The 25,524-nt window shown below is 53.1% G+C and carries 22 protein-coding genes and 1 pseudogene; 10 read left to right on the top strand and 13 right to left on the bottom strand.

Annotated features, from left to right (window positions below):
• Positions 1-5: 5 nt before the first annotated feature.
• The 4 genes from ACN6NG_RS10680 to ACN6NG_RS10665 are packed head-to-tail and all read left to right on the top strand — an operon-like array spanning position 6 to position 3,337.
• On the top strand, positions 6-578 hold the full coding sequence (locus ACN6NG_RS10680; protein ID WP_474313913.1) for a cupin domain-containing protein: 573 nt from the start codon (positions 6-8) through the stop codon (positions 576-578).
• On the top strand, positions 575-1,567 hold the full coding sequence (locus tag ACN6NG_RS10675; protein ID WP_474313912.1) for a fumarylacetoacetate hydrolase family protein: 993 nt from the start codon (positions 575-577) through the stop codon (positions 1,565-1,567). The genes ACN6NG_RS10680 and ACN6NG_RS10675 overlap by 4 nt, the downstream gene beginning before the upstream one ends.
• On the top strand, positions 1,558-2,556 hold the full coding sequence (locus ACN6NG_RS10670) for an NAD-dependent epimerase/dehydratase family protein (protein WP_474313910.1): 999 nt from the start codon (positions 1,558-1,560) through the stop codon (positions 2,554-2,556). Before ACN6NG_RS10675 ends, ACN6NG_RS10670 begins: the two co-directional genes overlap by 10 nt.
• Entirely contained in the window at positions 2,543-3,337 is a 795-nt protein-coding gene (locus ACN6NG_RS10665; RefSeq protein WP_474313908.1) for a cyclase family protein, read from the top strand. The genes ACN6NG_RS10670 and ACN6NG_RS10665 overlap by 14 nt, the downstream gene beginning before the upstream one ends.
• A gap of 166 nt (positions 3,338-3,503) precedes the next feature.
• Here ACN6NG_RS10665 and ACN6NG_RS10660 read toward each other — a convergent pair whose 3' ends face one another.
• Positions 3,504-3,974 carry a MarR family winged helix-turn-helix transcriptional regulator gene (locus ACN6NG_RS10660; protein WP_474313906.1) on the bottom strand — a complete coding sequence of 157 codons (471 nt, stop codon included), beginning with the start codon at positions 3,972-3,974 and terminating at the stop codon, positions 3,504-3,506.
• A gap of 273 nt (positions 3,975-4,247) precedes the next feature.
• Between ACN6NG_RS10660 and ACN6NG_RS10655 the strand changes: the two genes are divergently transcribed.
• The 5 genes from ACN6NG_RS10655 to ACN6NG_RS10635 all read left to right on the top strand — a co-directional run bounded on the left by ACN6NG_RS10655 (position 4,248) and on the right by ACN6NG_RS10635 (position 10,411).
• The gene (locus ACN6NG_RS10655; protein ID WP_474313904.1) at positions 4,248-5,198 is read left to right on the top strand and encodes a PDR/VanB family oxidoreductase; all 951 of its coding nucleotides are present in this window, start codon (positions 4,248-4,250) and stop codon (positions 5,196-5,198) included.
• Between the two features lie 34 nt (positions 5,199-5,232).
• Positions 5,233-6,312: a Rieske 2Fe-2S domain-containing protein gene (locus ACN6NG_RS10650; RefSeq protein ID WP_474313903.1), complete on the top strand. Its 1,080-nt coding sequence runs from the start codon at positions 5,233-5,235 to the stop codon at positions 6,310-6,312.
• Between the two features lie 63 nt (positions 6,313-6,375).
• Positions 6,376-7,575, top strand: a complete 1,200-nt coding sequence (gene fdhA / locus ACN6NG_RS10645; protein WP_474313902.1) for a formaldehyde dehydrogenase, glutathione-independent — start codon at positions 6,376-6,378, stop codon at positions 7,573-7,575.
• A 191-nt stretch (positions 7,576-7,766) separates the two neighbouring features.
• Positions 7,767-9,101: an MFS transporter gene (locus tag ACN6NG_RS10640; protein ID WP_474313900.1), complete on the top strand. Its 1,335-nt coding sequence runs from the start codon at positions 7,767-7,769 to the stop codon at positions 9,099-9,101.
• Between the two features lie 35 nt (positions 9,102-9,136).
• A complete protein-coding gene (locus tag ACN6NG_RS10635; protein WP_474313899.1) occupies positions 9,137-10,411 on the top strand; it encodes an OprD family porin in 1,275 nt (424 codons plus the stop codon).
• Positions 10,412-10,579: 168 nt separating this feature from the next.
• Here ACN6NG_RS10635 and ACN6NG_RS10630 read toward each other — a convergent pair.
• A pseudogene (locus ACN6NG_RS10630) lies at positions 10,580-10,791 on the bottom strand (hypothetical protein); the annotation flags it as partial.
• A gap of 601 nt (positions 10,792-11,392) precedes the next feature.
• Positions 11,393-12,292 carry a helix-turn-helix domain-containing protein gene (locus tag ACN6NG_RS10625; RefSeq protein ID WP_474313897.1) on the bottom strand — a complete coding sequence of 300 codons (900 nt, stop codon included), beginning with the start codon at positions 12,290-12,292 and terminating at the stop codon, positions 11,393-11,395.
• Between the two features lie 134 nt (positions 12,293-12,426).
• Here ACN6NG_RS10625 and pobA point away from each other — a divergent pair, with 134 nt between their 5' ends.
• Entirely contained in the window at positions 12,427-13,611 is a 1,185-nt protein-coding gene (pobA, locus tag ACN6NG_RS10620; RefSeq protein ID WP_474313896.1) for a 4-hydroxybenzoate 3-monooxygenase, read from the top strand.
• Between the two features lie 377 nt (positions 13,612-13,988).
• Here pobA and ACN6NG_RS10615 read toward each other — a convergent pair whose 3' ends face one another.
• The 10 genes from ACN6NG_RS10615 to ACN6NG_RS10570 form a co-directional block, all read right to left on the bottom strand.
• Entirely contained in the window at positions 13,989-14,822 is an 834-nt protein-coding gene (locus tag ACN6NG_RS10615) for a cache domain-containing protein (protein ID WP_474313894.1), read from the bottom strand.
• A gap of 236 nt (positions 14,823-15,058) precedes the next feature.
• Complete coding sequence (locus ACN6NG_RS10610) at positions 15,059-15,844, bottom strand: cyclase family protein (protein ID WP_474313892.1); 786 nt, start codon at positions 15,842-15,844, stop codon at positions 15,059-15,061.
• A gap of 144 nt (positions 15,845-15,988) precedes the next feature.
• Positions 15,989-16,963: an NAD-dependent epimerase/dehydratase family protein gene (locus ACN6NG_RS10605; RefSeq protein ID WP_474313890.1), complete on the bottom strand. Its 975-nt coding sequence runs from the start codon at positions 16,961-16,963 to the stop codon at positions 15,989-15,991.
• On the bottom strand, positions 16,954-17,946 hold the full coding sequence (locus ACN6NG_RS10600) for a fumarylacetoacetate hydrolase family protein (protein WP_474313889.1): 993 nt from the start codon (positions 17,944-17,946) through the stop codon (positions 16,954-16,956). The genes ACN6NG_RS10605 and ACN6NG_RS10600 overlap by 10 nt, the downstream gene beginning before the upstream one ends.
• A gap of 57 nt (positions 17,947-18,003) precedes the next feature.
• Positions 18,004-18,594, bottom strand: a complete 591-nt coding sequence (locus tag ACN6NG_RS10595) for a malonic semialdehyde reductase (protein WP_474313888.1) — start codon at positions 18,592-18,594, stop codon at positions 18,004-18,006.
• 77 nt (positions 18,595-18,671) lie between these two features.
• Positions 18,672-19,415 (bottom strand): glutathione S-transferase family protein, encoded by a 744-nt coding sequence (locus tag ACN6NG_RS10590; RefSeq protein ID WP_474313886.1) that lies wholly within the window; start codon positions 19,413-19,415, stop codon positions 18,672-18,674.
• 56 nt (positions 19,416-19,471) lie between these two features.
• Positions 19,472-20,425, bottom strand: coding sequence for a PDR/VanB family oxidoreductase (locus ACN6NG_RS10585; protein ID WP_474313884.1), 954 nt, complete (start codon positions 20,423-20,425; stop codon positions 19,472-19,474).
• Positions 20,426-20,502: 77 nt separating this feature from the next.
• Positions 20,503-22,980 carry an efflux RND transporter permease subunit gene (locus ACN6NG_RS10580; RefSeq protein ID WP_474313883.1) on the bottom strand — a complete coding sequence of 826 codons (2,478 nt, stop codon included), beginning with the start codon at positions 22,978-22,980 and terminating at the stop codon, positions 20,503-20,505.
• 23 nt (positions 22,981-23,003) lie between these two features.
• The gene (locus ACN6NG_RS10575; protein WP_474313882.1) at positions 23,004-24,074 is read right to left on the bottom strand and encodes a WD40/YVTN/BNR-like repeat-containing protein; all 1,071 of its coding nucleotides are present in this window, start codon (positions 24,072-24,074) and stop codon (positions 23,004-23,006) included.
• Positions 24,075-24,138: 64 nt separating this feature from the next.
• Positions 24,139-25,509 carry a DUF1329 domain-containing protein gene (locus tag ACN6NG_RS10570; RefSeq protein ID WP_474313880.1) on the bottom strand — a complete coding sequence of 457 codons (1,371 nt, stop codon included), beginning with the start codon at positions 25,507-25,509 and terminating at the stop codon, positions 24,139-24,141.
• Positions 25,510-25,524 lie beyond the last annotated feature (15 nt).

The raw sequence follows: 25,524 nt of genomic DNA, 5'->3' as shown, positions 1-25,524 counted from the left end.
ATCCTATGCAAAACCTTCCTACTTTCAAGCGTGTGGTGACTGGACACAATGGTGAGGGACTGGCGGTGGTCGCCCACAGTGCGCCAACGCCCAACAACTTCCCGCTCAAAGCAGTTCCTGGCACTGTCTTTTACGAAGTCTGGAACAGTGCTACGACCCCTGCGCCGCTAGATAACGCCGATGATCCGACCTCCCAGCCACTACAGCTGAGCCCTAGCCCACTGGGTAGCGTCATTCGCGTCGTGGACATTCCCCCAGATAGCGTACAGAACCAGGTCAGTGCCGAGGATGCTGCCGCCGCATTTGCCGAAATTGGTGATTCTCACGCCGGAACCGGGAAAGCGAATTCCAAGCATAAGCTCATGCACCGCACCGAGACGCTTGATTACGGCATCGTCACCGAGGGCGAGGTATGGCTGGTGCTGGACGAAGGAGAGGTGCACCTCAAGCGCGGTGACATAGTTGTCCAGCGCGGCACGAATCACGCTTGGAGTAACCGCACTGAACAGATGTCGCGGATGGTATTCATCCTTATCGACGGGCGTTATGCGCCTGAACTGCAGGAGCTACTGGGATGAAGCTCGCAACCCTCAACGACCATACCCGGGACGGAGCCTTGGTTGTAGTCTCTCGAGACCTGCAGCAGGCTGTCATCGCCGGCCCGTTAGCTCCCACAATGCTGGCGGCATTGGAAAATTGGGCGAATGTTGAGGCGCACCTCGCATCGCTGTACTACAAACTGAATTGTGGTGAGGCTGCCGATGCGTTCGCGCTCACGTTTGATCGATTGATGGCTCCCCTGCCTAGGGCGTGGCAGTGGCTGGATGGCTCCTGCTTCCTAACTCATGGCAAGCTGATGCAGAAAGCATTCAATCTAGAACCGATCGAGAACGCTGATACCATTCCGTTGATTTACCAAGGAGCGGGGGACGATTTCCTTGGCCCAAATGAAGACGTTGCACTCCCTTCTGAAGCAGACGGCATCGATTTCGAAGGCGAGTTTGCGGTGCTGCTTGGCGACGTTCCCATGGGATGCCCTGCAGACGAAGCGTTGCGCCATGTCCGCCTAGTCCTCCAACTGAACGACGTCAGCTTGCGTGCCATCGGCCCGCGCGAAATGAAAACGGGTTTTGGTTTTCTCCAGGCCAAACCCTCCAGCAGCTTCGCCCCTGTAGCAGTAACTCCAGACGAGCTGGGTGATGCATGGCGAGATGGCCGAGTGCACCTCCCTCTGAGCGTGGAGTGGAATGGTGAGTGGTTCGGTGATCCGCATGGAGGTGAAATGCACTTCGGCTTTCATCAACTGATCGCCCATGCTGCACGGACCCGCCAACTGAGCGCTGGCACACTTGTAGGATCAGGCACTGTCTCCAATAACGATCGATCCGTAGGGTCGGCTTGCATCGCTGAACGCCGGGCAATCGAAACCATTGCTGACGGAGCACCTAGCACTCCGTTCATGCGCTTCGGAGACCGCGTGCGCATGGAGGCGAAGTGCGCTGACGGTAGCGTACTCTTCGGGCCTATCGACCAGCGAATAGTGCAGGGAGGTAGGTCATGCGTGTAATGATCAGCGGAGCTAATGGCTTCGTCGGTCGGGAGCTCGTCGAACGCTTGCTTAAGCAAGGTGAGCTACGCGGAAAAAAGATCGAAGTCATTCTTGCGGTAGACCAAACTACCGATGGTCTTCCTGACGATAACCGTGTTCGCCGGCAGGAAGGGAGCATCACCAATCCTGCGCTCCTACGTCGAGTGCTGGCAGATGGGATTGATGTCGTTTTCCACCTCGTAAGCATCCCGGGAGGCGCAGCAGAGGCCAATTACGATCTGGGTTACCAGGTCAATCTACAAGCCAGCCTGGAGTTGCTTCAACAACTCCGTAACCGCCAGCGCCCTCCTATCCTCGTCTATGCGAGTAGTGTGGCGGTCTACGGAGGGGATTTACCAGTTCGCATGGATGAGTCCCAGCCTGCGCATCCGCAATTGTCATATGCGGCACACAAGCGGATGATCGAAATAGGCATCGAAGATCTGGTGCGCCGGGGTGAGCTGGACGGTCGAGTTGTTCGGCTGCCTGGGATAGTGGCTCGTCCTCAGGAGCCGAACGGTTTGAAGTCAGCATTCATGAGCGATCTACTTCACGCCTATGCAGCGGGCGAAGACTATGAGTGCCCGGTTTCACCTAAAGCGACTTGCTGGTGGATGTCCGCAAGCTGCTGTGTGGACAATCTAATCCTTGCAGCGGAATTGAACGGGCTTCGAAATAATCGGGTCTGGCAGCTCCCAGTTTTGCAGTTGTCTATCAGCGAAATCCTTGAAGCGCTCAGCTCGCAGTTTGGCGCTGAAAACTACAAGAAAATCCGGTTCAATCCAGACCCCCAGCTTGAGGCGCTCTTCGGGAATCTACCTCCTCTGCGAACCACTCGCGCCCGCGATTTTGGTTTTCGGAATGATCGCTCAGCGGCCCTAATGATACGGAATGCACTCGGCAAGCACCCGGCCCTCACACGCCCCAAGGGTACGAAAGTAGGGACTGCTAATCATGAACTTCGCTGAGTTGCGCTTGCTCGACCTTTCAGTCAACCTAGACAACAACCCCTATACAGATCCCCCACCCCTGCTTCCCAAGATTGACTACATGGACCACCAGCAGGGTTGGCCAGAGATGGCTGCCATGTTCCCGGGGCTTCGCAAGGAGGATTTACCTGGGAATGAATCGTGGGCAGCAGAACGATTAAGTATCACCACGCACAGCGGTACCCACATGGATGCGCCTTGGCACTATGCATCGACAACAGACGGTGGCAAGCCGGCATACGGCATTGATGAACTCCCTCTCGAGTGGTGTTTACAGCCTGGCGTGAAACTGGACTTCCGTCACTTCCCCGACGGCTACGTCGTAGCCGCTGCGGACGTAGACGCGGAATTGAAACGCATCGGCCACTCGATACAGCCTCTGGAAATCGTGGTGATAAATACACGCGCAGGAAGCTTATTCGGCCAACCCGGGTACCTTGATGCGGGTGTTGGAATGGGCCGCGAAGCGACGATGTTCCTGCTCGAACGTGGTGTTCGCGTCGTCGGCACTGATGCCTGGAGCTGGGACGCGCCCTTTAAGTTCACACGCGAACGGTTCGCCCAGAGCGGTGACGCCTCGATCGTCTGGGAAGGACATAAGGCGGGCCGTGATATCGGCTACGGTCAAATGGAAAAGCTGGCAAATCTTGATCAGCTTCCGTCTACCGGGTTCTGGATTTCATGCTTCCCATACAAGATCCGCCATGCATCAGCAGGCTTCGTCAGAGCAGTAGCATTACTTGAAGGTGAGCGCTCCTGATACCCATCTAAAACGTGGCCTCGCGCTTAACTGCGAGGCCACGCGCCCGAGAAATCCTTCTGAAGACGCATCGCTATTTCCCTGACCATGCCATTCAAGATGGCCATTGACGACTCACGCAGTCTGCCGAACCTCGTTACGGACTGCGCAATACTTGAGTCGCAACCTAGTTTTGGCCCTCCGGCTCCACTGCATTCACTGCCTCCAACTGAGCACTCATTCTGTGCAGGAAGCCAATCAACATATCAACTTCATCTTCGTTCAGAGCTGCGAGAAGAAGCTGTTCCCTCCTAAGGGCTGTCTGCAGGACGCGATCGTGAAGACTCCGCCCTGCTTCAGTCAAAGACACCGTGGTGCGGCGAGCATCCTGAGGATCCATTGCAGAGCTGACATAGCTATCGCGCTCCAGCAGCTGAAGCGATCGACTTACCGCGCTTTTGTCCAGTCCGATGGTTTGCACCATCCGATTCGCGTTCGCCTGCCCTTCCACAGCTAACAGTGCTAGCAGGCGCCACTCGACTATCCCAATGCCGAAGTGTTTCCGATAGCAGGCCGACGCGCCGCTGGACATTTTATTGGTCAGGAAGGTCAGGAGCGCAGGTACATACCGTTCCAGGTTCATTGATGGGTGAGGCATGACAGGTGGTTTCCTGCTTCTCGTCAAAAAAGGTTGATACCGCAACTAAATTGGTTGACACCGCAACCAATGTGGCTAGTATACAAAAACATAGATGTCGCGTCCGCATTCTACGCTTACGCGCCCATACAATAAAAAATTGAGAGACCGTGCCATGCCCCCTTCCCTAGCCTCCTCCTCCCCCTGACTCCGAGTCTTCATCCGCTTCGCCACTGAAACGGATCACATCTACTTGCCTTTTAAACGCTGCATTTATGCGGCGGGGGAACACTCATGCTCGAAGTACGCGTATCACGAAAAATTACTGAAGCCGAGGGGGTCTGCTCCTTTGAGTTAATCGCTGCAAACGGGGGAAGTCTGCCCGCATTTACAGCAGGTTCGCACATCGACGTCCATGTCGCGCAAGGCCTTACTCGCCAATACTCACTCTGCAACCCCCCTCATGAACAGGATCGCTACGTCATCGCAGTGCTTCAGGATCCGTCATCCCGAGGAGGATCCAAAGGCATGCACGGCAATATTTCGCAGGGTACGAAACTTGGCATCAGCAAACCTCGAAATCTGTTTGAGCTCGATTTGACTGGTCAGCGCTACGTGCTGTTTGCAGGAGGGATTGGCATCACACCGATTCTGGCCATGGCTCACACACTGCTGGCGGAGGGCAAAGATTTCGAGCTGCATTACTGCGGTCGCTCGGTGGAACGACTCGCCTTTCTCAACCTCTTGCGCGAGCCGCCCTTCGCGCAACACCTTCATCTACATGTTGATGACGGTGATGCCGAGCAACGACTGGATGCTGCGAACATTCTGCAATCACCTAACGCAAATGAGCAGATCTACGTCTGTGGCCCCACTGGCTTCATGAATCACATTCAAGACGTCGCACAAGCAGCGGGCTGGTACGAGAGTCAGGTGCATCGAGAAGACTTCGCAGCGCCTGCGCAGGTACTCGAAGGCGACCAGTCGTTCGAGATTGAGCTTCAACGCTCTGGCCGCGTGTTGACAGTTCCAGCCGACAAAACTGCGCTTGAAGTGCTGATTGAACATGACATTGAGATCGAAAGCTCGTGCGAACAAGGCATCTGTGGCTCGTGCGTGACTCAGGTGCTCGCCGGTGTCCCTGATCACCGCGACCAGTTCCTAGATGCAAATGAACGAGCTCGCAACTTCTTCACCCCATGCTGTTCACGCTCCCAGAGTCCTCGCCTTGTGCTGGATCTCTGAGACCAATTAGCCCACCTTCGTTACGGAGAATGCCATGAATACATCCCAAGCCCAGACGCTGGCCTACGATGCCGGACCACCAGCAGATCTGCCCGCCTTTCCCCTTAATCAGTGGTACGTAGCCGGGTTTGCCTGGGAACTCAAGGACAAGCCGGTTGGCCGCACGCTGCTAGGTAAACCGATCGTGCTCTTCCGAACTGCAGATGGCTCGCCAGCAGCTTTGGAAGACCGCTGCTGTCACCGAGCCCTGCCTCTCTCTCACGGCACTCTCGAAGAGAAGGGAGTTCGCTGCGGCTATCACGGGCTGCTGTTTAACGGTGCGGGACAGTGCTTGGAAGTGCCTGGCCAGGCAAAGATCCCTTCCAAAGCAAAAGTCCCTGCGTATCACGTCAAGGAAAGCAATGAGATTATCTGGATCTGGTTCGGTAGCGCTGATTATCCTGAGCCCGCGTGTGAGCCGCCAGATTACGCTGTGCACAGCGACGGCGAGTATGTGTTTGAAGGCGATGTCTACCATTACGAGGCACCTTACCAGCTTATCCATGACAATCTGCTGGACTTGAGCCACTTGGGGTATGTGCACCTGAGAACGATCGGTGGCAATGCCAGCATCCACATGAACGCTGAGATGCGGGTCGAAAGCGATGACAAGAGCGTGCGTGTGACTCGACACATGCTTGGCTCAGAGCCACCTCCAACCTATTCGGCGGCTTATCCATTCAAGGATAAGGTTGATCGCTGGCAGGAAATCGAATTCTTCGTTTCCCACCTTCGCATATGGACAGGCGCTGTCGACGCTGGCACAGATTCTCTGGACGATCCGAGTCGCGGAGGCTTTCACATGCGTGGATTCCATGGCGTAACCCCGGAGACGGAAACCACCAGCCATTATTTCTGGACGATCGCAACCAACCCCAAGAGCAATCATGAGGAGATCAAGGCAAAGGTAGTCCAGCAAACAGCCATGACCTTTGACGAAGACAAGGTTGTGATCGAAGCTCAATACAAAAATATGCTGGAGTTTGGCCCAAAACCTATGGTGGATATCCATGTGGACGTCGGCGCCAACCGAGCCCGCAAGATCATCGAGCAGTTGCGCCAAGCATCTAAATAGCCGCTTAACGATAAGCCCTTTCCAAAGACCCAAAGATTTGCGTCTTAGACGCAAGGAGCAGGTATGTCTGTAAATCGTGGCGTAGTGTATCTCGGTGCGGGAAAAGTCGAGGTTCAAAGCATCCCTTATCCAAAGATGCAGGATCCACAAGGTAAGCAAATAGATCACGGCGTCATACTGCGTGTTGTCTCCACCAACATCTGCGGATCAGACCAGCACATGGTCCGCGGACGTACCACTGCGCCAGTCGGCCTGGTGCTGGGTCATGAGATTACCGGTGAAGTGGTCGAGGTTGGACGAGGCGTTGAAACCATGAAGATCGGAGACCTGGTCTCTGTCCCTTTCAACGTCGCCTGCGGCCACTGCCGAACATGCAAAGAGCAACACACAGGTGTTTGCTTGACGGTAAACCCATCTCGCGCCGGCGGTGCCTACGGCTATGTGGACATGGGAGGCTGGGTAGGTGGCCAGGCAGAATATGTTCTAGTCCCGTACGCCGATTTTAACCTGCTGAAGCTTCCTAACCGCGATGCCGCCATGGAAAAAATCCGCGACCTCACGTGCCTCTCGGACATTCTGCCTACCGGGTATCATGGCGCGGTTACAGCAGGAGTGGGCCCTGGTAGCACGGTCTACATTGCCGGTGCGGGGCCTGTTGGTCTCGCTGCGGCAGCCTCTGCTCGCTTGCTGGGCGCTGCAGTCGTCATTGTCGGCGACGTCAACCCGACCAGGCTTACTCATGCCAAACGCCAAGGGTTCGAGATCGCCGACCTATCCAAAGATACCCCGCTCCACGAGCAGATCGTTGATTTGCTGGGCGAGCCTGAAGTCGACTGTGCGGTTGATGCAGTTGGATTTGAGGCACGAGGACATGGCCAACACGGCTCACAGCAGGAAGCTCCTGCAACGGTGTTGAACTCTTTGATGAGCGTCACGCGCGTAGCTGGAAAGATTGGAATCCCAGGTCTCTACGTGACTGAAGATCCAGGTGCAGCTGACGCGGCGGCTAAACAGGGAGGTCTTAACATTCGCTTTGGCTTGGGCTGGGCGAAATCGCACAGCTTCCATACCGGGCAAACCCCCGTGATGAAGTACAACCGTCAACTGATGCAGGCAATCATGTGGGATCGCATTAAGATCGCTGACATCGTTGGAGTGGAGGTCATCACTCTGGATCAGGCCCCCAAAGGCTACGGCGAATTCGATGCGGGTGTCCCTAAAAAATTCGTAATCGATCCGCACAACCTATTCCGCGCCGCTTGATTCAACCGTGACTGGCCAAGGCCGATTATCAGTTGGCCTTGGCTGGAACCTATTCGGCCAGCCTGGCTGATTCCTTGCAGTGCTTCGATAAAAACAAGAAGAAGGTCGCCAATGAATTTCTCAAACTCCCTATTAATCAGGGTGCCTGCGCTCGCCCTCAGAAGCTTTCGTCTCGTATGGAGGAAAGGACAATGAGCCAGTCCATCAATCATCAACTTGATCATAACCGGATGAGCTTGTTTCAGTGGTTAGTCATATCCCTGTGCTTCCTCATCAACATGCTCGACGGATTCGATGTTTTGGTCATGGCGTTCACTGCCGCATCCGTATCTGCTGAATGGGGCCTGAGCGGGATAGAGCTTGGATACCTGCTCAGTGCCGGACTGGTGGGAATGGCAATCGGATCTCTCTTCATCGCTCCGTGGGCAGATCGTTACGGGCGTCGGCCTCTGATTCTCGTCTGCATCTCAATAGCGGGTCTGGGAATGCTTGCGGCTTCACAAGCCCATTCCGTACAACAACTGGGACTGCTTCGATTTGTGACCGGGCTCGGCATAGGCGGCGTCCTGGCAAGCAGCTACGTAATTGCAGGCGAGTTCGCCAACCAGAAGTGGCGTAGCTTGGCGATCAGCCTGCAGTCCACGGCCTATGCTTTCGGGGCCACAGTGGGCGGCATGATCGCGGCTCACATTATTCCAAGCATGGGATGGCGTTCTGTGTTTTTCTACGGCGGCATAGCAACCCTTCTCACGCTCCCGGTGATGTATTTCCTGCTCCCGGAATCCATCGCCTACCTGATTGCTCGCCAACCAAGCAAATCACTATCGCGAATCAATAAACTGCTCAAGCGCGTGGGTATTGGGCAAATCGATGAGATGCCGCAAGCGTCAGTCGGCGCCACTGCATCGCTGCGCCAAACCTTCACAGGCTTATTCTCAAAACCGCTTTTACGTTCCACCTTATTGGTCTGGGCGGGATTCTTTCTTGTGATGTTCGGTTTTTACTTTGTGATGAGCTGGACTCCGAAGCTGCTGGTTGCAGCCGGCCTGTCCAATCAGCAAGGCATCACAGGAGGGGTTCTGCTTAACGTAGGCGGTATCATCGGTACGTCCTTGATCGGCTTGCTGGCTGCGAGGTTCCAGCTACGTAGTGTTTTGATGATCTACCTAGGCCTCAATGCTCTGCTCCTCGGTGTTTTTGTGAACTTCACCGACAATTTGGGCCTCGCGTTCGGCCTAGTCCTGATTATTGGAGTGCTTGTGAACGGCTGCGTGGCAGGCCTCTATGCCCTCACCCCTACTTTCTATTCCCCCGAGCAACGCGTTACCGCACTGGGGTGGGGAATCGGCATGGGCCGCGTTGGCGCAATTCTCTCACCACTAGTCGCAGGTTTTCTGATCGATGCCAGTTGGAAACCAACCGACCTTTACGCACTCTTCGCCACGGCATTTCTCATCGCGGCGCTAGCAGTCTGGTCGATGAAGCGACAGCACAAACCGCAAGCAGCGCTAACAACTACTGCCTGACCTGATCACCAATAAAAACAACAAGGTGTAATGCCATGTGCAACCGGCTTTTAAGCCTCAGGCGTCCTGGTCTGGGCATCATCGCGCTCGCGTTCGCGCAGAACGCCTGCGCAGCGTTTCTTGACGACAGCAATGTATCGCTAACCGCTCGCAATTTTTATCTGGATCGGGATTACAAAGGCGACACCCCGTACTCAGCAGCCCGGGAGTGGGCTCAGGGTTTTATTCTCCGGGCTAATTCGGGGTTCACCGATGGCAAAGTAGGCTTGGGTATTGATGCAACGGCCATGCTTGGACTCAAGCTCGACTCTTCACCCGACAGAACAGCCACACAGTTGCTGGCCTACAACCCGGTGACGCGGGAAGCGAAGGATGAGTATTCAGAGCTTGGGCTGGCAGTCAAAGCCAAAATATCCAAGTCTCAGCTTTCGGTAGGCACCCTCTTCCCTTCGCTACCGGTGATCACCGCCAGTCCTGCGCGCCTTCTCCCTCAATCGTTTCGTGGGGCGTACCTGGTGTCCGATGATCTGGATCGACTTACCGTGCATGCCGGCAGGATCGATCGCGTCAATTTGAGAGACTCCACAGACTATCAACCCATCTCGCTGGCATCGCCAAACGGGAGATTCAAAGCTGGGGCGACTTCCACACGGTTCGACTTCTATGGTGGGGATTATCGATGGACGGACACGCTAACACTTCGGCTTTTCCATGCACAGCTTCAAGACATTTACACGCAGGACTACCTTGGGTTACTGCATACGCTTCCATTGGGGGACGGCAAGCTTAGAAGTGATATCCGAGTTTTCAACAGCCGAGAAGATGGTCAAGCCAAGGCAGGAAATGTGGATAACCTGAACGTCGGCGGCATGTTCACCTACATTTTGGGAGGTCACAGTCTAGGTGTGGGGTACATGCGTCAATTTGGCGATTCGGCATTTCCTTACATAGCTGGTGGGGAGCCAGTCGTACTCAGTGACGGCACGATGAGCGCCGACTTCGTCAACCCAAAAGAGCGCACCTGGGCAGTACGGTATGACTACAACTTTGCTGCATCCGGTATTCCAGGTCTCTCGGCAATGGTGCGCTACCTTCACGGCGACAGCATAAACCTCCCTGCTTTGGGCGGCAGCGATCTATCTGAATCCTCTAAGGATTTCGAACTGTCCTATGTCATCCAGTCTGGGCCGGCCAAGGACTTGGCCTTTAGAATCCGCGAAGCGTTCTATCGAAACGAGCATACGACTGCGTCTACGTTTCGAAGTGATAATGAAACAAGGGTGAACATTGATTACACCATAAAATTTTAGGTAAACGAGCCCCAGCCCTACCGCAGGCGGTATATGATGCGTGGACCAAGGCGCACGTTTAGAAAATTGACTGAGTCCTGCCTAAGTCAAAGCAGGGATGAGCTAATTTAGCGCTTCCTCGGTAGCTTCGAGGTCTGTATTGAGCAAGTCATCCTGCAAGGTGCGTTAAGCCGGGTTGATTTGCTCGCTACGGATGAAAAGTTTTTGGCGTTGGAGAACGGCGGTTTCGCAACTATGCTGTTCGATGGTGGTGGTGTCGTTCTGGATGCCCTGCTCATGGCCTCGACTTGGGACTGCAACCGAAACGCTTGTGAGCCCAATGCACGAAGCTTTTCCGGCCAAGGCTGGGTGAGGAAGTCACGCCACCTATTGTGTGCCAGAGCAGGCGCAGGACGACCCGCGGGTCTGCGAAATGCCAACGTTTACAGCATGATAATCGCACCGTTTATGCCAACTCGCAGCCACGGTAACTCCAGCACAATTATCTGGAGTTATCAACCGTCGAGTTTGACCCCATAGTCGTGGCCAATGCCGGGCCAGGGAAGCACACCTTGGTTTTGTCACCACGATGCAAACCAGACTCCTCCGTGCACCTGCACTTTCATCTGTTGGCTTAACGCTTGATGAAACGTTAAGGGATGTAGGGCTTCGCCGCATCGGACACCGCGGTCATATGGCCTGATGCGGACTCGCTATGTCCATAGGCTTGTCGACCAGCCAGATCGGTTCAACGAGGATATTGCTATAGCCCGATCGCGCAGCCCTCATATTCTGAAGATTAAAAATCGACGCAGGCCGCGCCCAGTCCATTCGAATTGGCGAACAGCTTGCTCAGGAGAAGACGCCGGAAGTAACTCTCTTAAAGGGTGAAGCTCTCGACAGGATCAAATCATGGGCTCTCATTTGAGCAATGTGTCATTAGCGGCTTCCTGCCTACTGCTCCCTGAAAAAACTATCAGCATTCAGTATTGCAATTTAATACTAATCTGGGCGCTCGACAAAGTGAGCCGGGGGCGCAATAGTTTCAGTTCGGAATTCTCGCGGACTCTTTCCTGTGAGCCTACGAAAGAAACGTGCGAAGTATGTGGGCTCGGCGAACCCAAGACAGTCGCTGATTTGGGTAATACTCATAGTGGTGTAAATAAGCTGACGCTTTGCCTCAAGCAGCAAGCGCTGATGAAGCAGAGGCAAAGCACTTTCCCCTCCCCACTCCCTGCAAGTGGCATTTAAGGTTCGTGCAGATACGCCCAAGCGATGTGCCAAGTTTTCGACCTTTGGCTGCATCTTGAATTCCGAGTCGAGCAATCTATAGAAACGGCGCATAAGCTCCCGTCCTGGTTTGGAGGATATGCTGCTATGGCGCTGTAAAAGGAACCTACGGCCAATCCAGACCAAAACGATCTGGATCAAAGATTGGAGCATCACGTCTCGCCCCGGGCTGGAACCGTGGTATTCGTCACTAAGTGCAGAAAGTTGTGTATAGAGATGGTTTGCGTCATCTCCGACCGGCCAGTCGCCAGGATACTCAAACACGCTTGAGCCCAAACCCGTGATAGCACCCAGCCTAGCCACCATAGGAGCGGCCATTGTAATTATGTATCCATCAACGTTCTCAGAGAATCGAAAACCATGGATGCACAGAGGAGGTATGAACTGAAGCGTGGACTCGGTTACTAGACGCACCTGCCCCTCGATCTCAATCTGAGCTTGGCCCTGATGGATGTACAGCATCTGGGCTAGATCGACATGTCGGTGTGGTGTGATTTCCCAACGATGAAGTCTGCTGCGTTTTGGAATGCTCTCACAGTGCAGGAGGTCTGGCGTTGGCCAAGCTAAATCATCCCCGTAGAGGGTATACACAGGTACGTCATTCGCCACCATGCCGTATTACTCCGCTCGATAAACGCACACTTTTCCAAAAAATCCCTATATACCACCGAAAAGTGCCTATATTAAAGCAATCTTCCGCACAAAAATACCTGCATACCAATCATAAAAACGCAGGAATAATTATAATGAAAACCCAAGTCGCGATTATAGGTGCTGGTCCATCAGGGCTTCTGCTTGGGCAGCTGCTGCACAAGGCAGGCATCGATAATGTCATTCTGGAGCGTCAAAGCCCCGACTATGTTCTAGGTCGCATACGCGCCGGCATCCTCGAGCAAGGCTTGGTCGACCTCCTGAGGAAAGCTGGGGTCAACGACCGACTGGATGCGGAAGGGCTGGTTCACGACGGCGTCGAGCTGATATCTGGTGGAAAGCGTGTACATATCGACCTGAAGACGCTTACTGGAGGTCAGAGTGTGATGGTCTATGGCCAGACAGAAGTAACCCGCGACCTTATGCAAGCGCGGGCAGAGAAAAACCTTCCCAGCTTTTACGAAGTTAGCAATGTGCGTCCAAATGGACTTGAGACCGATTCACCTTGGATCACATTCGAGAAAGATGGCTTGTCGCTCCGCCTTGATTGCGATTATATAGCAGGCTGTGACGGTTTCCACGGTGTCTCTCGACAGTCGGTACCATCCGACATCCTCAACATCTTTGAGCGTGTGTATCCGTTCGGATGGCTTGGGGTGCTGGCAGATACGCCACCAGTCAACGAAGAACTCGTGTACGCTGCCCACGAGAGAGGCTTTGCGCTGTGCAGTATGCGCTCTCCCACTCGCACTCGTTACTACATTCAAGTGGAAGCAACGGAAAAGGTAGAAGATTGGAGCGATGAACGCTTTTGGACAGAACTGAAAGCCCGCTTACCACAAGACTTAGCAGACTCGCTAATTACGGGGCCGTCGATTGAAAAGAGCATCGCCCCCCTGCGAAGCTTCGTTGCTGAGCCCATGCAGTATGGTCGACTATTTTTGGTAGGTGATGCTGCGCATATCGTTCCACCGACGGGTGCGAAAGGCCTAAACCTAGCGGCCAGTGACGTAAGTACACTCTTCGACATTCTCGTAGAGGTGTATGGGCAAGGCCGAACGGATCTCATCGCCCAATATTCACCAATTTGTTTGCGTAGGGTTTGGAAAGCCGAGCGCTTCTCTTGGTGGATGACTAGTATGCTGCACAATTTCCCCGATCAAGATGCATTCTCGCAACGGATCCGCGACACCGAGATAGACTATTTCCTCAGCAGCGAAGTTGGCAAACAATGCATTGCAGAAAATTACGTTGGACTTCCCTACGAGAAAATAAGTTAATTTCAACGCTTGACAGCTAGAGAAAGCCTTAGTCAAGGAGGGGAAACTCATAATCCCCCTCCCTGGATTTCAGCTATCCGAAAACAATATAAAATGAATTCTCGCCCCTCACTAAACCCTCCAATACCATTGGCACACCCGCACCCAGTGCATTGCCAAGGAATTTAGACGCACCCTTAGATCTTTGCGTGACAACAACCACTATATTTATACACAAACCAGAGGCTTACACAGATCGAAAGATCTCCTCATCGAAAAACTCGACCAAGGAAGATAGCTTATAATCTTAACCACTATTTTACTCGACACGCTCAGATAACTCTCTGAGCGAATCTAATCAGCCCACCACTGAAACGTTCAACAATCGGCCTTCATAACTATTCAGTTTTCTTGTAGTAACCGACAGCTACCAGCATATTCCCGGTCTTACGCAGCAAAGCGAATTTCTGTTCTACTTGGCCAGTAACAGGATTCTTCCATCGGTATTCATACCCCCCTTTGTCCTTATCTTTCATCATGGCGAGAATGGGTATACCTACAGGCTTTCCGTCAGGATCTTTGATCGTCTTGAAATCAACACCTAAAAGGCGGAGGTTATACCCGTGGGCGAGATAGCGCCCCGTAGTCATATCAATTACAAAAATATACAAATCGTCTTCACGAAAGCTTGGGGACAATGAATTGATCGCTGCCAGGCTTCCCTTCGGATCCTCGGATACTGACTTAACTGCTTTATCGAGAAGTTGCTCGGCCTGCTGCGGTGAAGCTCTAGGAAGGTTTGAACCAACCGCCAGAATACGGTCGCCTACGCGCTGGAAGTAAACTCTTCTAACCTCGACGCGGGCATTTCGAGAGTTCATCCAGCGATACTCAGCAGAATGCACCTCACTGTCTGGGGTCTCAAGCGCCTCTTGGAAACGTCCTCTTAGCTCGGGCTCAAGAGCGTTAGTAACGTCACGACCAATCAATACGGCGGACGAGCCTCCACTGGCTAGCATCGTACCTTTCGTATCGACAACGAAAACGTAGTGATCGCCGTCAATGAATTCGCCTTGCCGGCTGAATGCAGCGAAGGATGCGTCACCTTGCACCTCGTAATACCCGACGGCCTTCTGTAGAAGATGCTTGGCTTCCAGATCTTCTGCTGCCTGCACGGCTGTGACAAAAAAACCGAGCGCTAGGGCACTTCGCAACTGATACAGTATTTTCATAATCACTCCATGCAGCGGACTTGGAGATGCCCGTTAAGAATCCAGTGGGAGCATCCAAACACTCCGCTAATATCATTTGAGCAAAGCACGTCCGGTGGAAGCGCTATATGGATTTAGCTAAAAGAGCATTCGCCAGACTGAAACCGCTGTGCAGCTCACGTTACAGTCGAAAAATAGACGCACTTTTCAGGGCGCGCCTAAAATTTTCAAGACGACGCTTTGAGCGTAGAAAACCCTCAGTCTTCAAAAATGGCGACCGCCCTGACGAATCCTGCAGAGGCTTTTTCGATCTTGTAGGGAAAGCATGAAATCATAAAGCCATACGGGGGGAGATTATCCAGATTTGCCAGCTTTTCCATTTGGCCGTAGCCAATATCCCTACCCGCCTTGTGCCCCTCCCAGATGATCGAAGGATCACCTGTTTCCTCGAAACGTTCACGCGTGTACTTGAATGGTGCGTCCCAGCTCCATGCGTCGGTGCCGACCACCTTAACACCGCGTTCCAGCAGGTACATTGTTGCTTCCCTGCCCATGCCAACACCGGCATCCATGTACTCGGGTTGGCCGAATACACTTCCTGCACGCGTGTTGATCACGACGATATCAAAGGGCTTCAAATCGTAGTTGATGCGCTTTAGTTCCGCCTCTACCTCGGCAGCAGTGATCACATGCCCATCGGGGAAGTTCCGAAAGTCCAGCTTAACGCCAGGTTGGAGACACCATTCAAGTGGAAGCTCATCGATACCAAACGCTCGTTTGCCGCCGTCAGTCGTGGAAGCGTAGTGCCATGGCGCATCCATGTGCGTGCCGCTGTGGGTGGTGAGCTGCATAAATTCGCCAGCCCAGGCCTCACCTCCCGGCATATCCTCCTTCTTGAGGCCAGGGAAGGTGGCAGCCATTTCGGGCCACCCTTGTTGGTGATCCACATAATCAATTTTCGGCAGCAATGCCGGTGGATCGGTGTAAGGATTGTTCTGCAGGCTGACCGACAGATCGACGAAGCGGCGTTTTTTTTGGTTCATCACGGGACTCCCTTACTAACAGCTCTTGGCAGTAAATACTTTTGAGTGAGCAAACGCGGTTGGCAAAAAAACCATCGAGTCGAGCATGCCGCCCGTTGACGTGGACTGTTCGTTGAAAGCGATGAGCGTTTTCATACCCAGTCCTCAAGAATGATTGGCGCGCGTTCGCCGAGGTCGTGATGGGAGGTTGAGTGCGTTTCGAATAAGGAGTTGCACAGTCCCATCATGCATAAAACCCAACGCCTTAGCGGTTGGCGCACGAAGTAATGAGCTTCTAATTGGAGAACCTTCTGGTTCAGCCCCCACCTCGAACGAAATCAAGCTTCTCCTTGCCTCACCGAACTCCTCGATAAGCGCCTCGAATACCTCACCCACCGTCACTTGAAGTACCGGTAGCTGCCAGCAACGTAGGGCCTCGGAGGTCACTAGCTCCGCCGCATGGACGAGATTCTCAACACACCGCCTAGCCGACATGCACCAAGCCTTTGCGGAGGGCGACAGCGGGCACACATAACGGCTAGACTCGGTGACTGCTCGGATGAGGTTACTTACACAGGAACCAGCGAAATCATTCGAAGCTCCAGGGCGAGCAACTAGCTCCGGAAATCGAAGCGACCGCCCATCAAGCTCGTTACGTCGAGTAAGATCGATGAGATGAGTTTCAATCATCAGCTTGTGAGCTCCGTACGACGTATGGGGCTTCAGCGCAACGTGCTCATCCACGCGCGCCGGCAAATCGGGGCCATACACTGAAACGCTACTGGCAAAAACCACGATCGGTGGCTTTTCCCGGTTCCGCAGTTGGTCGAGCAGCTCAAGGCTCGCCATCAAATTGATTTTTCTACCCTGCGCGTATTGCTTCTCAGCAGCGCTCTCAAGCAACCCGGCCAAATGGAAAACTACATCTGCTCCATCGGCCAGAGTGCGCCGCAACAGGGTTGCATCCGTGATGTCGCCCTCATGAAGTCGAAGACGCGAATCAGCCGCAAAGCCGTGAAGCTTAAAATCGAGCAAGATCAATTTCTGAATTGGTGAGCCGCGCAGAGTTCCAGCGCGCTGGAGCTGCTCTACGAGCAGCCGCCCGATAAAGCCACCGGCACCGGTGATGATCACGCGCATGGAGCAGCGGCCTCGATCACTTGTTGGTCGATCGCGCCAAAGAGCGGTTGTCCCTGCAGATCCCGAGCTTCCATGCGGATACGGTCACCGAATCGCATAAACCCAGTAACTGGCGCACCATGCTTGATAATTTCGATCGCGCGACGCTCGGTAATGCAGGCAGATCCAACGCTACCATCGGCATTGGACACCGTGCCAGAACCGATCACAGTGCCGGCACTCAAGCGCCTGGTGAGAGCAGCGTGGGCGACAAGCTCTTGGAAGCTGAAGTGCATGTCGCCGCCATTAGGGTGACCAAACCAGTCGCCATTCCACTCAATGTTCAAAGGCAGATGCACTCTGCCTCCGCGCCATGCATCACCGAGCTCATCAGGGGTAACCGCTACCGGAGCAAAGCTGGTCGCGGATTTGGCTTGAAGGAACCCAAAGCCTGTCTTCAGCTCTCGAAGGGCTAGAGCCCGAAGGCTCATATCATTCAACTGCACAATCAACTTGATATGGGACTGCGCCTGGGCTGCGGTGCAACCCATAGGTACCTCGTCGACGATGACAGCAAACTCGCCTTCAAAATCGATCCCGTGCGCCTCACTGGGCAATGGAATGTCTTGTCTAGCAGCCAGAAAATCGTCGCCAGCGCCCTGGTACATCAAGGGGGTGACGTCCAGTCCTTCAATAGGTGCCGAGTTGAATGCTCTCTGCATGAGCGATCCATGGTTCAAAAAGCATGACCCATCAAGCCACTGCCAAGCTCTTGGCAGAGGAGCCATCACTCGCATCGGATCAAAGGGATGTGCCGCACCGAGGGATCCGCCATTAAGCGCCTCATAACGCGCCTGAAGGTCTTTTTCTACAACACTCCAAGAGTCGACTGCCGACTGGAGTGTGCTAGCAATATCGCTAGCGTCGACGGCACGAGTCAGGTCGCGAGAAACCAGAAGCAAGCGACCATCTTTACTACCGTCAGCAATAGTGGCTAGTTTCATTATTTTGTCTCCAGAAACTCACTAGAGAAAATCAGTATGAATACAGAAAAACCTGCTTCAGATAATTCGACAAGCTTCTTCAAATGACAATCTAGGCCCTGCGGGATAGAGCTTGGAATCATCACCGTAACCCACGCAGCACAGGAAGTTACTGCGCCACCGGCCATCAGGGAAAAACGCCTCATCAACTGCTTTGTTATCAAAGCCAGACATTGGGCCACAATCCAACCCCAGCGCCCTAGCTGCCATCATGAGATATGCACCTTGCAAGCTTCCATTTCGAAGCGCCGCAACATAGGTAGCATCAGGGCTATCACGATATTGAGCGGCTGCATCATAAATCGGAAACAACTTAGGAAGATGCTCATAGAAGCTGCTATCCCAAGCCACAATCACGGTCACAGGTGCCTGAAGCATTTTCGCCCCATTATGGCCTTTTAAGGCCGGCAACAGTTTGTCTTTTGCCTCGGCGGAACGCACAAAGACGAAACGAGCTGGACAGCAATTGTTGCTTGTCGGGCCTTGCCGTAGGAGGTTGTACAACTCCTTGATCAAATACTCCGATACATCAGTATCTTTCCACGCGCTGTGGGAGCGCGCACTCAAGAACAATTGGTCGAGAGAGGATTGATTAAGTGGCTCACGCATGATCATCACACCAAATGTAGTTTGAAGTTACCAGCACATTAGCGTTGTGCTGATTTTCGAAAGCACGCTCTTTCGGCTCAGTTTGCGAAATCGCCCAGACGGCTGCCTGGTGGATACGCCGCCTCGAAGGCCGGTTTCTCCTGCAAGCGCTTGTACCAGGCCTGAACGTGCGGCAGGTCGGCGTACAAATCTGTTCGACCAAGGTCTTCAAGTCGTACGACGCTTGGCATCGCTGCGATATCGGCAAGGGTCAACTTGTCCCCAACAAGCCAGAGGTTGCTGGATAGAGCGGCCTCCATACGCTTGAGGCTTGAGCGGATCCGATCAATAGCCGCGTTCAAGGCTTTGTCAGGAAAACCGTCTTTACCCTCAATCTCCAGAGCGAAATGCTTACGAAGTGGAAGACGGTCGGCATATTCCTGACGCTGCTCGTCGCTCAAACCGCGAATATGCCAACCGAAAAACTTCTGGAAAGATGGGTAACGAATGGAGGGAGTCATAACCTCGTCCAGGTACTGAACCCATGCTCTCATCTGGGAGCGCTGGTAAGGATCCTCTGGGATGAGCGAATTAGCCGGGAATACCTCATTCAGGTATTCATTGATGACGCTTGAGTCGTTTATGGCCCGTCCATTGTGGACGATAGCGGGAACGAGCCCATTTGGGTTAACTCCAAGGTAATCCGGACGGAGGTGCTCACCCAGGTCAAGGCGAATAGGCCGGCTTTCATAACCAATACCCTTCTCTGCCAATACGAAACGTACACGTTGGCTGCAGGTTGAGGCTCCAGCGTGATACAACTCCAGGGCATTATTACTCATTCTCTTCCCCTATAAATAATCATGGTCGCGAATCGGTCATCGGCCACGAGACATCGTCAGATGTCTAGCACAAGGACTTTGCTCTTTGCTCGAGAGCAGCATGGCGTGAACTGATCGTTGCGAGCATGTTCGGCTTGAGTCAGGAACATGTCGCGATGATCAGGCTCACCTTCCAACACGCGAGTCAGGCAAGTTCCGCAAATGCCCTGTTCGCAAGAAAGAGGAATTTCAATTCCGACATCCGCTAGAACTTCCGCGACGCTTTTCTCAGCGGGAACTATGACTGTCTCACCAGTGCTAGCGATCTTGACCTCGAATGAGCCGTCATCGGCTTTCGAGGTAGGCGCTGCTGCGAAATACTCACGATGCAGTTGAGCATCTGTCCAGCCGGCTTGACGTGCGCTTGAAAGTACAAATTCCATGAAGCCGCCAGGCCCACACACATAGAGGTGCCGACTGCTACCTGCGTCAGCAATTACCTTCCGTATATCCAGCTTCTGAGTGGTATCACCGTCATCGAAGTGGAAATGCACTTTTTCAGCGAACAAGGACTCCTTGATCCGGTTGACAAAAGCAGTGCGTTCCTCAGCGCGAGAGCAGTAATGCATTTCGAAGTCTGCGCCGCTCTGTGCCAAGCGTTCAGCCATGCACAGGATCGGTGTGATGCCGATACCTCCGGCGAAGAGGATAGAGCGCGAAGCTCCGTGCTCAAGCGCGAACAGGTTGCGCGGCTCGCTAATTTTCAACTTGGTTCCTTCGTGCACGTCCTCGTGCATGGCCTTGGAACCCCCGCGAGAAGCAGGATCGAGCAGCACGCCAATCATGTACCGATGGCGCTCCTCGGGATGGTTGAACAGCGAGTACTGGCGAACATGGCCACCAGGGAGGTGAACATCAATATGGGAGCCAGCACTAAAAGCGGGAAGGAGCTCACCGTCTTCACGAGCCAATTCGAAGCTGCAGATGTCTTTGGCTTCTTCCCGCTTGCGTACCACAGTAACGTCGATCATTTCACACCTGCCTAAAAATGCGTACACGTTCAGGTTATCTATGCCCTCATGAGGGGCATTTGGGTTATTACAGGTAGCTACTTAACAGCCGCCTCAAGAAGCACTGAACTTTGATTAGGTTTTAAGGCGCTTACGGCTTTAGCGCTTTGGATATCTTCGATTGGGGTTTCTTCTGTTTCTGTAACAGAGGTTGAAGGCCGAAGGAAAAAGTAGGCCAGCGCTGGCAACAGCACCAACGCACCGACCATGTTCCAAACAAACATAAATGCAAGCAGCAGGCCCATGTCTGCCTGGAACTTGATCGGCGACAACATCCAGGTACCAACTCCAATGGCCAGTGTAATGCCAGTAAGCATGACAACCCGGCCCGTTGAAATCAGGGCGGCGTAGTACGCTGTGGTAAGGTTCGCACCTTTGCGTAATTGCGCGATCATGATGCTCATCACATACAGTGCATAGTCGACACCAATGCCGACACCCAATGCGATAACAGGTAGCGTCGCAACCTTAACCCCCATTCCAAGCCAGACCATCAGGGCTTCGCACAAAATGGAAGTCAGTGCCAATGGGATTACCGCACAGACGGTCGCTCTCCAAGACCGGAATGTTACAAGGCACAGCAAACTAACGACGCCATATACCCAGAACAGCATTTCTCGATTTGCTTTAGAGACCACCATGTTGGTTGCTGCTTCGATACCCGCGTTGCCCGCTGCCAGTAAGAACTGGACATCAGCGGTGTTTTCTTTACGAGCAAACTCTTCAACGTGGGTAACAATGCTAGAAAGCGTGCCAGCCTTATGGTCGGTCAAATACGCATAGACGGTAAGCAGGCTGCAGTCGTCGTTGTACAGACCACGGGGTGCCCCGGCGGTCACCATATTGAGCATCGACTGGTTATTTTGCAGCTCATACCAGCGAGGACTGCCTTCCGACAAGCCTACAAGCATCCTGCGGTTCAACAGAGCTAAGGAATTGGTGCTTTCAACACCTGGGAGCTGACGTAGCTGCCAATCCAGCCGATCCACCTTTTCGAGGGTCTCATAACGTGAGCACGCTCCAGGAGCGGTTCTAACCATGACGGCAAATACGTCACTGCTGGCTCCATAGTTCTGGGTTAAAAACGCGTCATCGACGTTGTAACGCGAGTCGACTCGCAGCTCCGGTGCACCGGAATCAAGATCTCCAATCTGCAGCTTCAGACTGGTCATGAAGCCAAAAATACCGAGCGCAATACTGACCATTACGCATCCGATTGCCCACTGCCTCTTAGTGAAGAGAGTCAAACCCCGCCACAGTGTCGGCTTGCTGATGGCTGCTTCGTCTTCCTGCTCGCTACGCAGGCTGCGTGCGGCAGCGGTCTCGCTGACACCCACATAGGAGAGCAGCACTGGCAGAAGAATTAAGTTTGTCAGGATAAGTACGGCCACACCCAAGCTAGCGACTACAGCCAAATCTTGGATCACTTGGATCTTGATGACCATCAGCACGGCAAAGCCCACAACATCACAGAGCAAGGCAATCAGGCCAGCCATGAAAAGGCGCCGGAATGTGAAGCGCGCGGCGACATGGCGGTGCATGCCTCGTCCGATATCTTGCATGATGCCGTTCATCTTCTGGGCGCCATGACTCATCCCGATTGCAAACACCAGGAACGGTACGAGCACGGAGTAAGGATCCAGTTCGTAACCGAGGATAGGCAAGAGACCGAGTTGCCATACGACGGCAATCAACGAACAGCATACAACCAACATGGTGCTCCGCCAGCAGCGGGTATACCAATAAAGCACCGCCGTGGTAATCACAATTGCAGCCGTGAAGAAGGTCAGAATTTGATAAAGGCCCTCAATCAAATCACCAATTTTCTTCGCGAAACCAGTGATATGAATAGATACCTGGTCATTCTGATACTGCTGACGGATGTCCTCTAACTGCCCGGACAATACCGAGTAGTTCAATGGGCTGCCATCCGGAAGTTTCGAAAGTAATGGGACGAATAGCACACTGGACTTCTGATTGGCTGCGATCAACTGCCCAATCTCATTAGACATGAGAACGTTTCGTCTCAGCTCATCAAGGCTGCCCTGGCCACCATCATATCCGTCAGGGATCACAGGCCCGCCATCGAGACCATCTTCAGTCACCGCTACCCACCGAGTTGCTGGTGTCCAGAGCGACTTCATAAAGGCACGATCCACGCCAGGTAGCAGATAGATCTTGTCATTGATCGCCTGTAAAACCTTGAGGTACTCCGCGTCGTAGATATCGCCCTTATTGTTTACCACAGCAATCCGCAACGAGTTGCCCAGCCCAGTGAGTTCACTCTGATTCTTCAGATAATTCGAAATGTAGGAATGTTGCGTTGGAATCATCTTCTCGAAGCTGGCATTTAATTCGAGACGAGGAATCTGCAGCGAAAGCGCTACGGTTACCAAAGCACAAAAAACAAGAACCCAAATTCGATTATTGAAAAGGATGCGCTCGATGTACGAACCTGAGCGGGGATCAAAGCTTTCGAGACTATCTTCGCCTTGAGGACTGGTAGACCTGGACATCAGCATCACATCACCCCGATCATTTATTGTATTTTTGGTAGCGATTTAAGACCGGAAAAACCGGCAGTCACAATTTTTCCGTCTACGGTCTGGGCAAGACCGGACAGCGGCGCGTATAAAGATGCACCATATGGCTCAAGCGATTTATTCGAATCGGTGATGAAGACTTGGCCAGCTTGCGACGCCATAAGCACGCGACCATCTCCCAGAATTAGCGACCGGTTAATAGTTGCAGGAACATGATTTGTAAGGGCGGCAAAAGTCTCACCCGAGTCCGTGGAAACAAAAGCGTTACCTTTGAGACCTGCAATGAAAACCTTGCCACCTGGCAACGACGCGAGTGCGAAATAGGTACCAGCGTAAGGGGTCTCATGAGATGTAAAACTGGAGCCAGCATTGTCAGAGCGGGCAAAATAGCCCTGTTCACCACCAAGGTACCACTGGTCACCGCTGTGAGTAACAGCATACAAGTGCATACCGTTGGGGTTCTCAATATCCCCCATAGCTGAACTCCAAGTCTTGCCGCCATCTCGTGTGCGCATCGCCAGACCAAAGGCGCCCACAACGAGGCCGTTCTGGTGATCTGAGAACTCCATCGCCAAAAATGGCTTATCGGGGCCGTCATCAACTAGCCGTTGTGCCGTCTCAAGACGATGCTGAGCTTCTTCTAGGTTTTGAGCATTAGCTACGTCAACGGACTGCTTCGCCGAGGCGAGCTCAATCTGAGCAGCTTGAGTGCCATCCAGCTGCAACTGCCAGTTATCGCCACCGTCAGTTGTATGAAGCACGACGCCAGCATGACCGATCGCCCAGCCTTCTTTGGCGTCAAGAAAACGAACTGCCGTCAATCCACTCGTAACAGGGATGGATACTTGTCGCCAGGACTTAGCGCCGTCATCAGAGATAAGCACGATGCCCCTCTCGCCTACTGCGACCAGACGATTGCCGGCAGCCGCTACGTCTGTAAAGACGGCTCGATTGGAGAGCTGTGTTGATTGAACTGGCACTTCAGCCCGAGCAGAGGAGGCAGACGCAACCAACGTGTAATTCGAAAGCAAGATACAACTAACCAATCCACAAATACGCACTTTCATAACAGACCTCGAGGTCACCTGAGCCATCGCTGCCCTCGGTTATTAAGGGCAGCGGCTAACCGAATTAGCGAACGCCTTTACCAGTCAATATGCCTTGGGTGAACTGAGTGTTGCGGAAGCGGTCAACACTCTTGTACTGAGCTTTACCACCGTTGAATAATGTTTGTACGAACCAGGCGCCGGAATTCAAATCATAGAATCCAGAAGTCTGGGCGATGGAGCCTGGCAAATCTGGCATTACAACAGGAAGAGTCCAGATTGTTTTGGCAAGACGATTCCCGGAGTCCCAACGATCGCCAAGAACTGCAGTCCAGGTGTCTTCATCAAGATAATAGCGACTTTTAGACATCTGATGTCGCTGTCCATTAGCAAGGGTCGCTTCAACGACCCACACTCGGTGGAGCTCCCAACGTACCGCCCCCGGATCCAAATGACGCGCCTTGAGGACATCTTCCGGATTGTCAGGAGTGTTGATCTTGTTGCTGTTGTAGGGGACGTACATTTCTTTTTTTCCGATCAGCCTCCAATCGAAGCGATCTAGGCGACCTGTGAATACATCCAGCTCGTCATACGTCATAACGCCAGCGGTTGCCGGTGTTGGCGTATCGCAACATGCATTAGGAAGCTTACGTACGCGACGCTGACCAGTAAGGTATGCGTACCCCATCGTATTTTTGGTATCAAAAAACTCATTCCCAAGAACTTTTTCACCAGCTCTAAGTGGTGGCCCGACGCTTTCCATCAAAAAGTTTTGATAATTTCCATCGTAATCCGCCGACCGTTCTTTAAAGTAGTAAGGCATTTCCTGGGAGGCGTTACCGTGAGTAGTCAGTACATGCTTACCATCTGCGGTAGTCAGGTACTGAAATACATCCATTTCCACAGACACCCCACGCCAGCGGAGTAAGTGGTTCCACATCACCTCGACGCCCGTTGAAGGGATCGGAAAAGGTATGCCGGCGACTGTGTTAGAAGGAATGGGACCAGTTGTCCCTTTTACGATCGCAGCGGTGGTGGCATTTTTAAATGTATTGTCGTATAGCCACTGCGGAGCAGAAGCAGTGCGCCGGGTTTTATACACATCAAGACGGAACGTGTCAGGATACTTTTTGAGCATCTCTTTCGTGCCATCTGAAAGTTTATCAGCGTATTTTTCCAGATTCTGCGCGGTGATGGTGAACATCACCTTATCATCAGGAAACAGATCGCGGCGCTTGCCCCCCGATTTGTAGCTTGGATCTGGGGTGGTATAGCCACCCTCCCAAGAGGGGATGCTCCCATCAGCATTTCCAGCTTTTTCGGCCCCCAAAGGAGTCAGTGTGGACTTGAGCTCTACAGCTTTTTCTGGAGAAACCGCCGCATAGGCGTTCGGCGCAGCGATCGCTACTACCGAGATTGCAAACAGTAGTCCGTTAATCTTATTTTTATACGACATCTCAATTCCTCCAAC

It is taken from the genome of Pseudomonas sp. TSO6 (assembly GCF_056098905.1).
This window is presented reverse-complemented; position numbering and strand designations above follow the sequence as displayed.

Excerpts from the sequence above, each read along its gene's own strand:
- ACN6NG_RS10680 (WP_474313913.1), top strand. The coding sequence starts at position 6 with ATGCAAAACCTTCCTACTTTCAAGCGTGTGGTGACTGGACACAATGGT.
- ACN6NG_RS10675 (WP_474313912.1), top strand. The coding sequence starts at position 575 with ATGAAGCTCGCAACCCTCAACGACCATACCCGGGACGGAGCCTTGGTT.
- ACN6NG_RS10670 (WP_474313910.1), top strand. The coding sequence starts at position 1,558 with ATGCGTGTAATGATCAGCGGAGCTAATGGCTTCGTCGGTCGGGAGCTC.
- ACN6NG_RS10665 (WP_474313908.1), top strand. The coding sequence starts at position 2,543 with ATGAACTTCGCTGAGTTGCGCTTGCTCGACCTTTCAGTCAACCTAGAC.
- ACN6NG_RS10660 (WP_474313906.1), bottom strand. The coding sequence starts at position 3,974 with ATGCCTCACCCATCAATGAACCTGGAACGGTATGTACCTGCGCTCCTG.
- ACN6NG_RS10655 (WP_474313904.1), top strand. The coding sequence starts at position 4,248 with ATGCTCGAAGTACGCGTATCACGAAAAATTACTGAAGCCGAGGGGGTC.
- ACN6NG_RS10650 (WP_474313903.1), top strand. The coding sequence starts at position 5,233 with ATGAATACATCCCAAGCCCAGACGCTGGCCTACGATGCCGGACCACCA.
- fdhA (WP_474313902.1), top strand. The coding sequence starts at position 6,376 with ATGTCTGTAAATCGTGGCGTAGTGTATCTCGGTGCGGGAAAAGTCGAG.
- ACN6NG_RS10640 (WP_474313900.1), top strand. The coding sequence starts at position 7,767 with ATGAGCCAGTCCATCAATCATCAACTTGATCATAACCGGATGAGCTTG.
- ACN6NG_RS10635 (WP_474313899.1), top strand. The coding sequence starts at position 9,137 with ATGTGCAACCGGCTTTTAAGCCTCAGGCGTCCTGGTCTGGGCATCATC.
- ACN6NG_RS10625 (WP_474313897.1), bottom strand. The coding sequence starts at position 12,292 with ATGGTGGCGAATGACGTACCTGTGTATACCCTCTACGGGGATGATTTA.
- pobA (WP_474313896.1), top strand. The coding sequence starts at position 12,427 with ATGAAAACCCAAGTCGCGATTATAGGTGCTGGTCCATCAGGGCTTCTG.
- ACN6NG_RS10615 (WP_474313894.1), bottom strand. The coding sequence starts at position 14,822 with ATGAAAATACTGTATCAGTTGCGAAGTGCCCTAGCGCTCGGTTTTTTT.
- ACN6NG_RS10610 (WP_474313892.1), bottom strand. The coding sequence starts at position 15,844 with ATGAACCAAAAAAAACGCCGCTTCGTCGATCTGTCGGTCAGCCTGCAG.
- ACN6NG_RS10605 (WP_474313890.1), bottom strand. The coding sequence starts at position 16,963 with ATGCGCGTGATCATCACCGGTGCCGGTGGCTTTATCGGGCGGCTGCTC.
- ACN6NG_RS10600 (WP_474313889.1), bottom strand. The coding sequence starts at position 17,946 with ATGAAACTAGCCACTATTGCTGACGGTAGTAAAGATGGTCGCTTGCTT.
- ACN6NG_RS10595 (WP_474313888.1), bottom strand. The coding sequence starts at position 18,594 with ATGCGTGAGCCACTTAATCAATCCTCTCTCGACCAATTGTTCTTGAGT.
- ACN6NG_RS10590 (WP_474313886.1), bottom strand. The coding sequence starts at position 19,415 with ATGAGTAATAATGCCCTGGAGTTGTATCACGCTGGAGCCTCAACCTGC.
- ACN6NG_RS10585 (WP_474313884.1), bottom strand. The coding sequence starts at position 20,425 with ATGATCGACGTTACTGTGGTACGCAAGCGGGAAGAAGCCAAAGACATC.
- ACN6NG_RS10580 (WP_474313883.1), bottom strand. The coding sequence starts at position 22,980 with ATGTCCAGGTCTACCAGTCCTCAAGGCGAAGATAGTCTCGAAAGCTTT.
- ACN6NG_RS10575 (WP_474313882.1), bottom strand. The coding sequence starts at position 24,074 with ATGAAAGTGCGTATTTGTGGATTGGTTAGTTGTATCTTGCTTTCGAAT.
- ACN6NG_RS10570 (WP_474313880.1), bottom strand. The coding sequence starts at position 25,509 with ATGTCGTATAAAAATAAGATTAACGGACTACTGTTTGCAATCTCGGTA.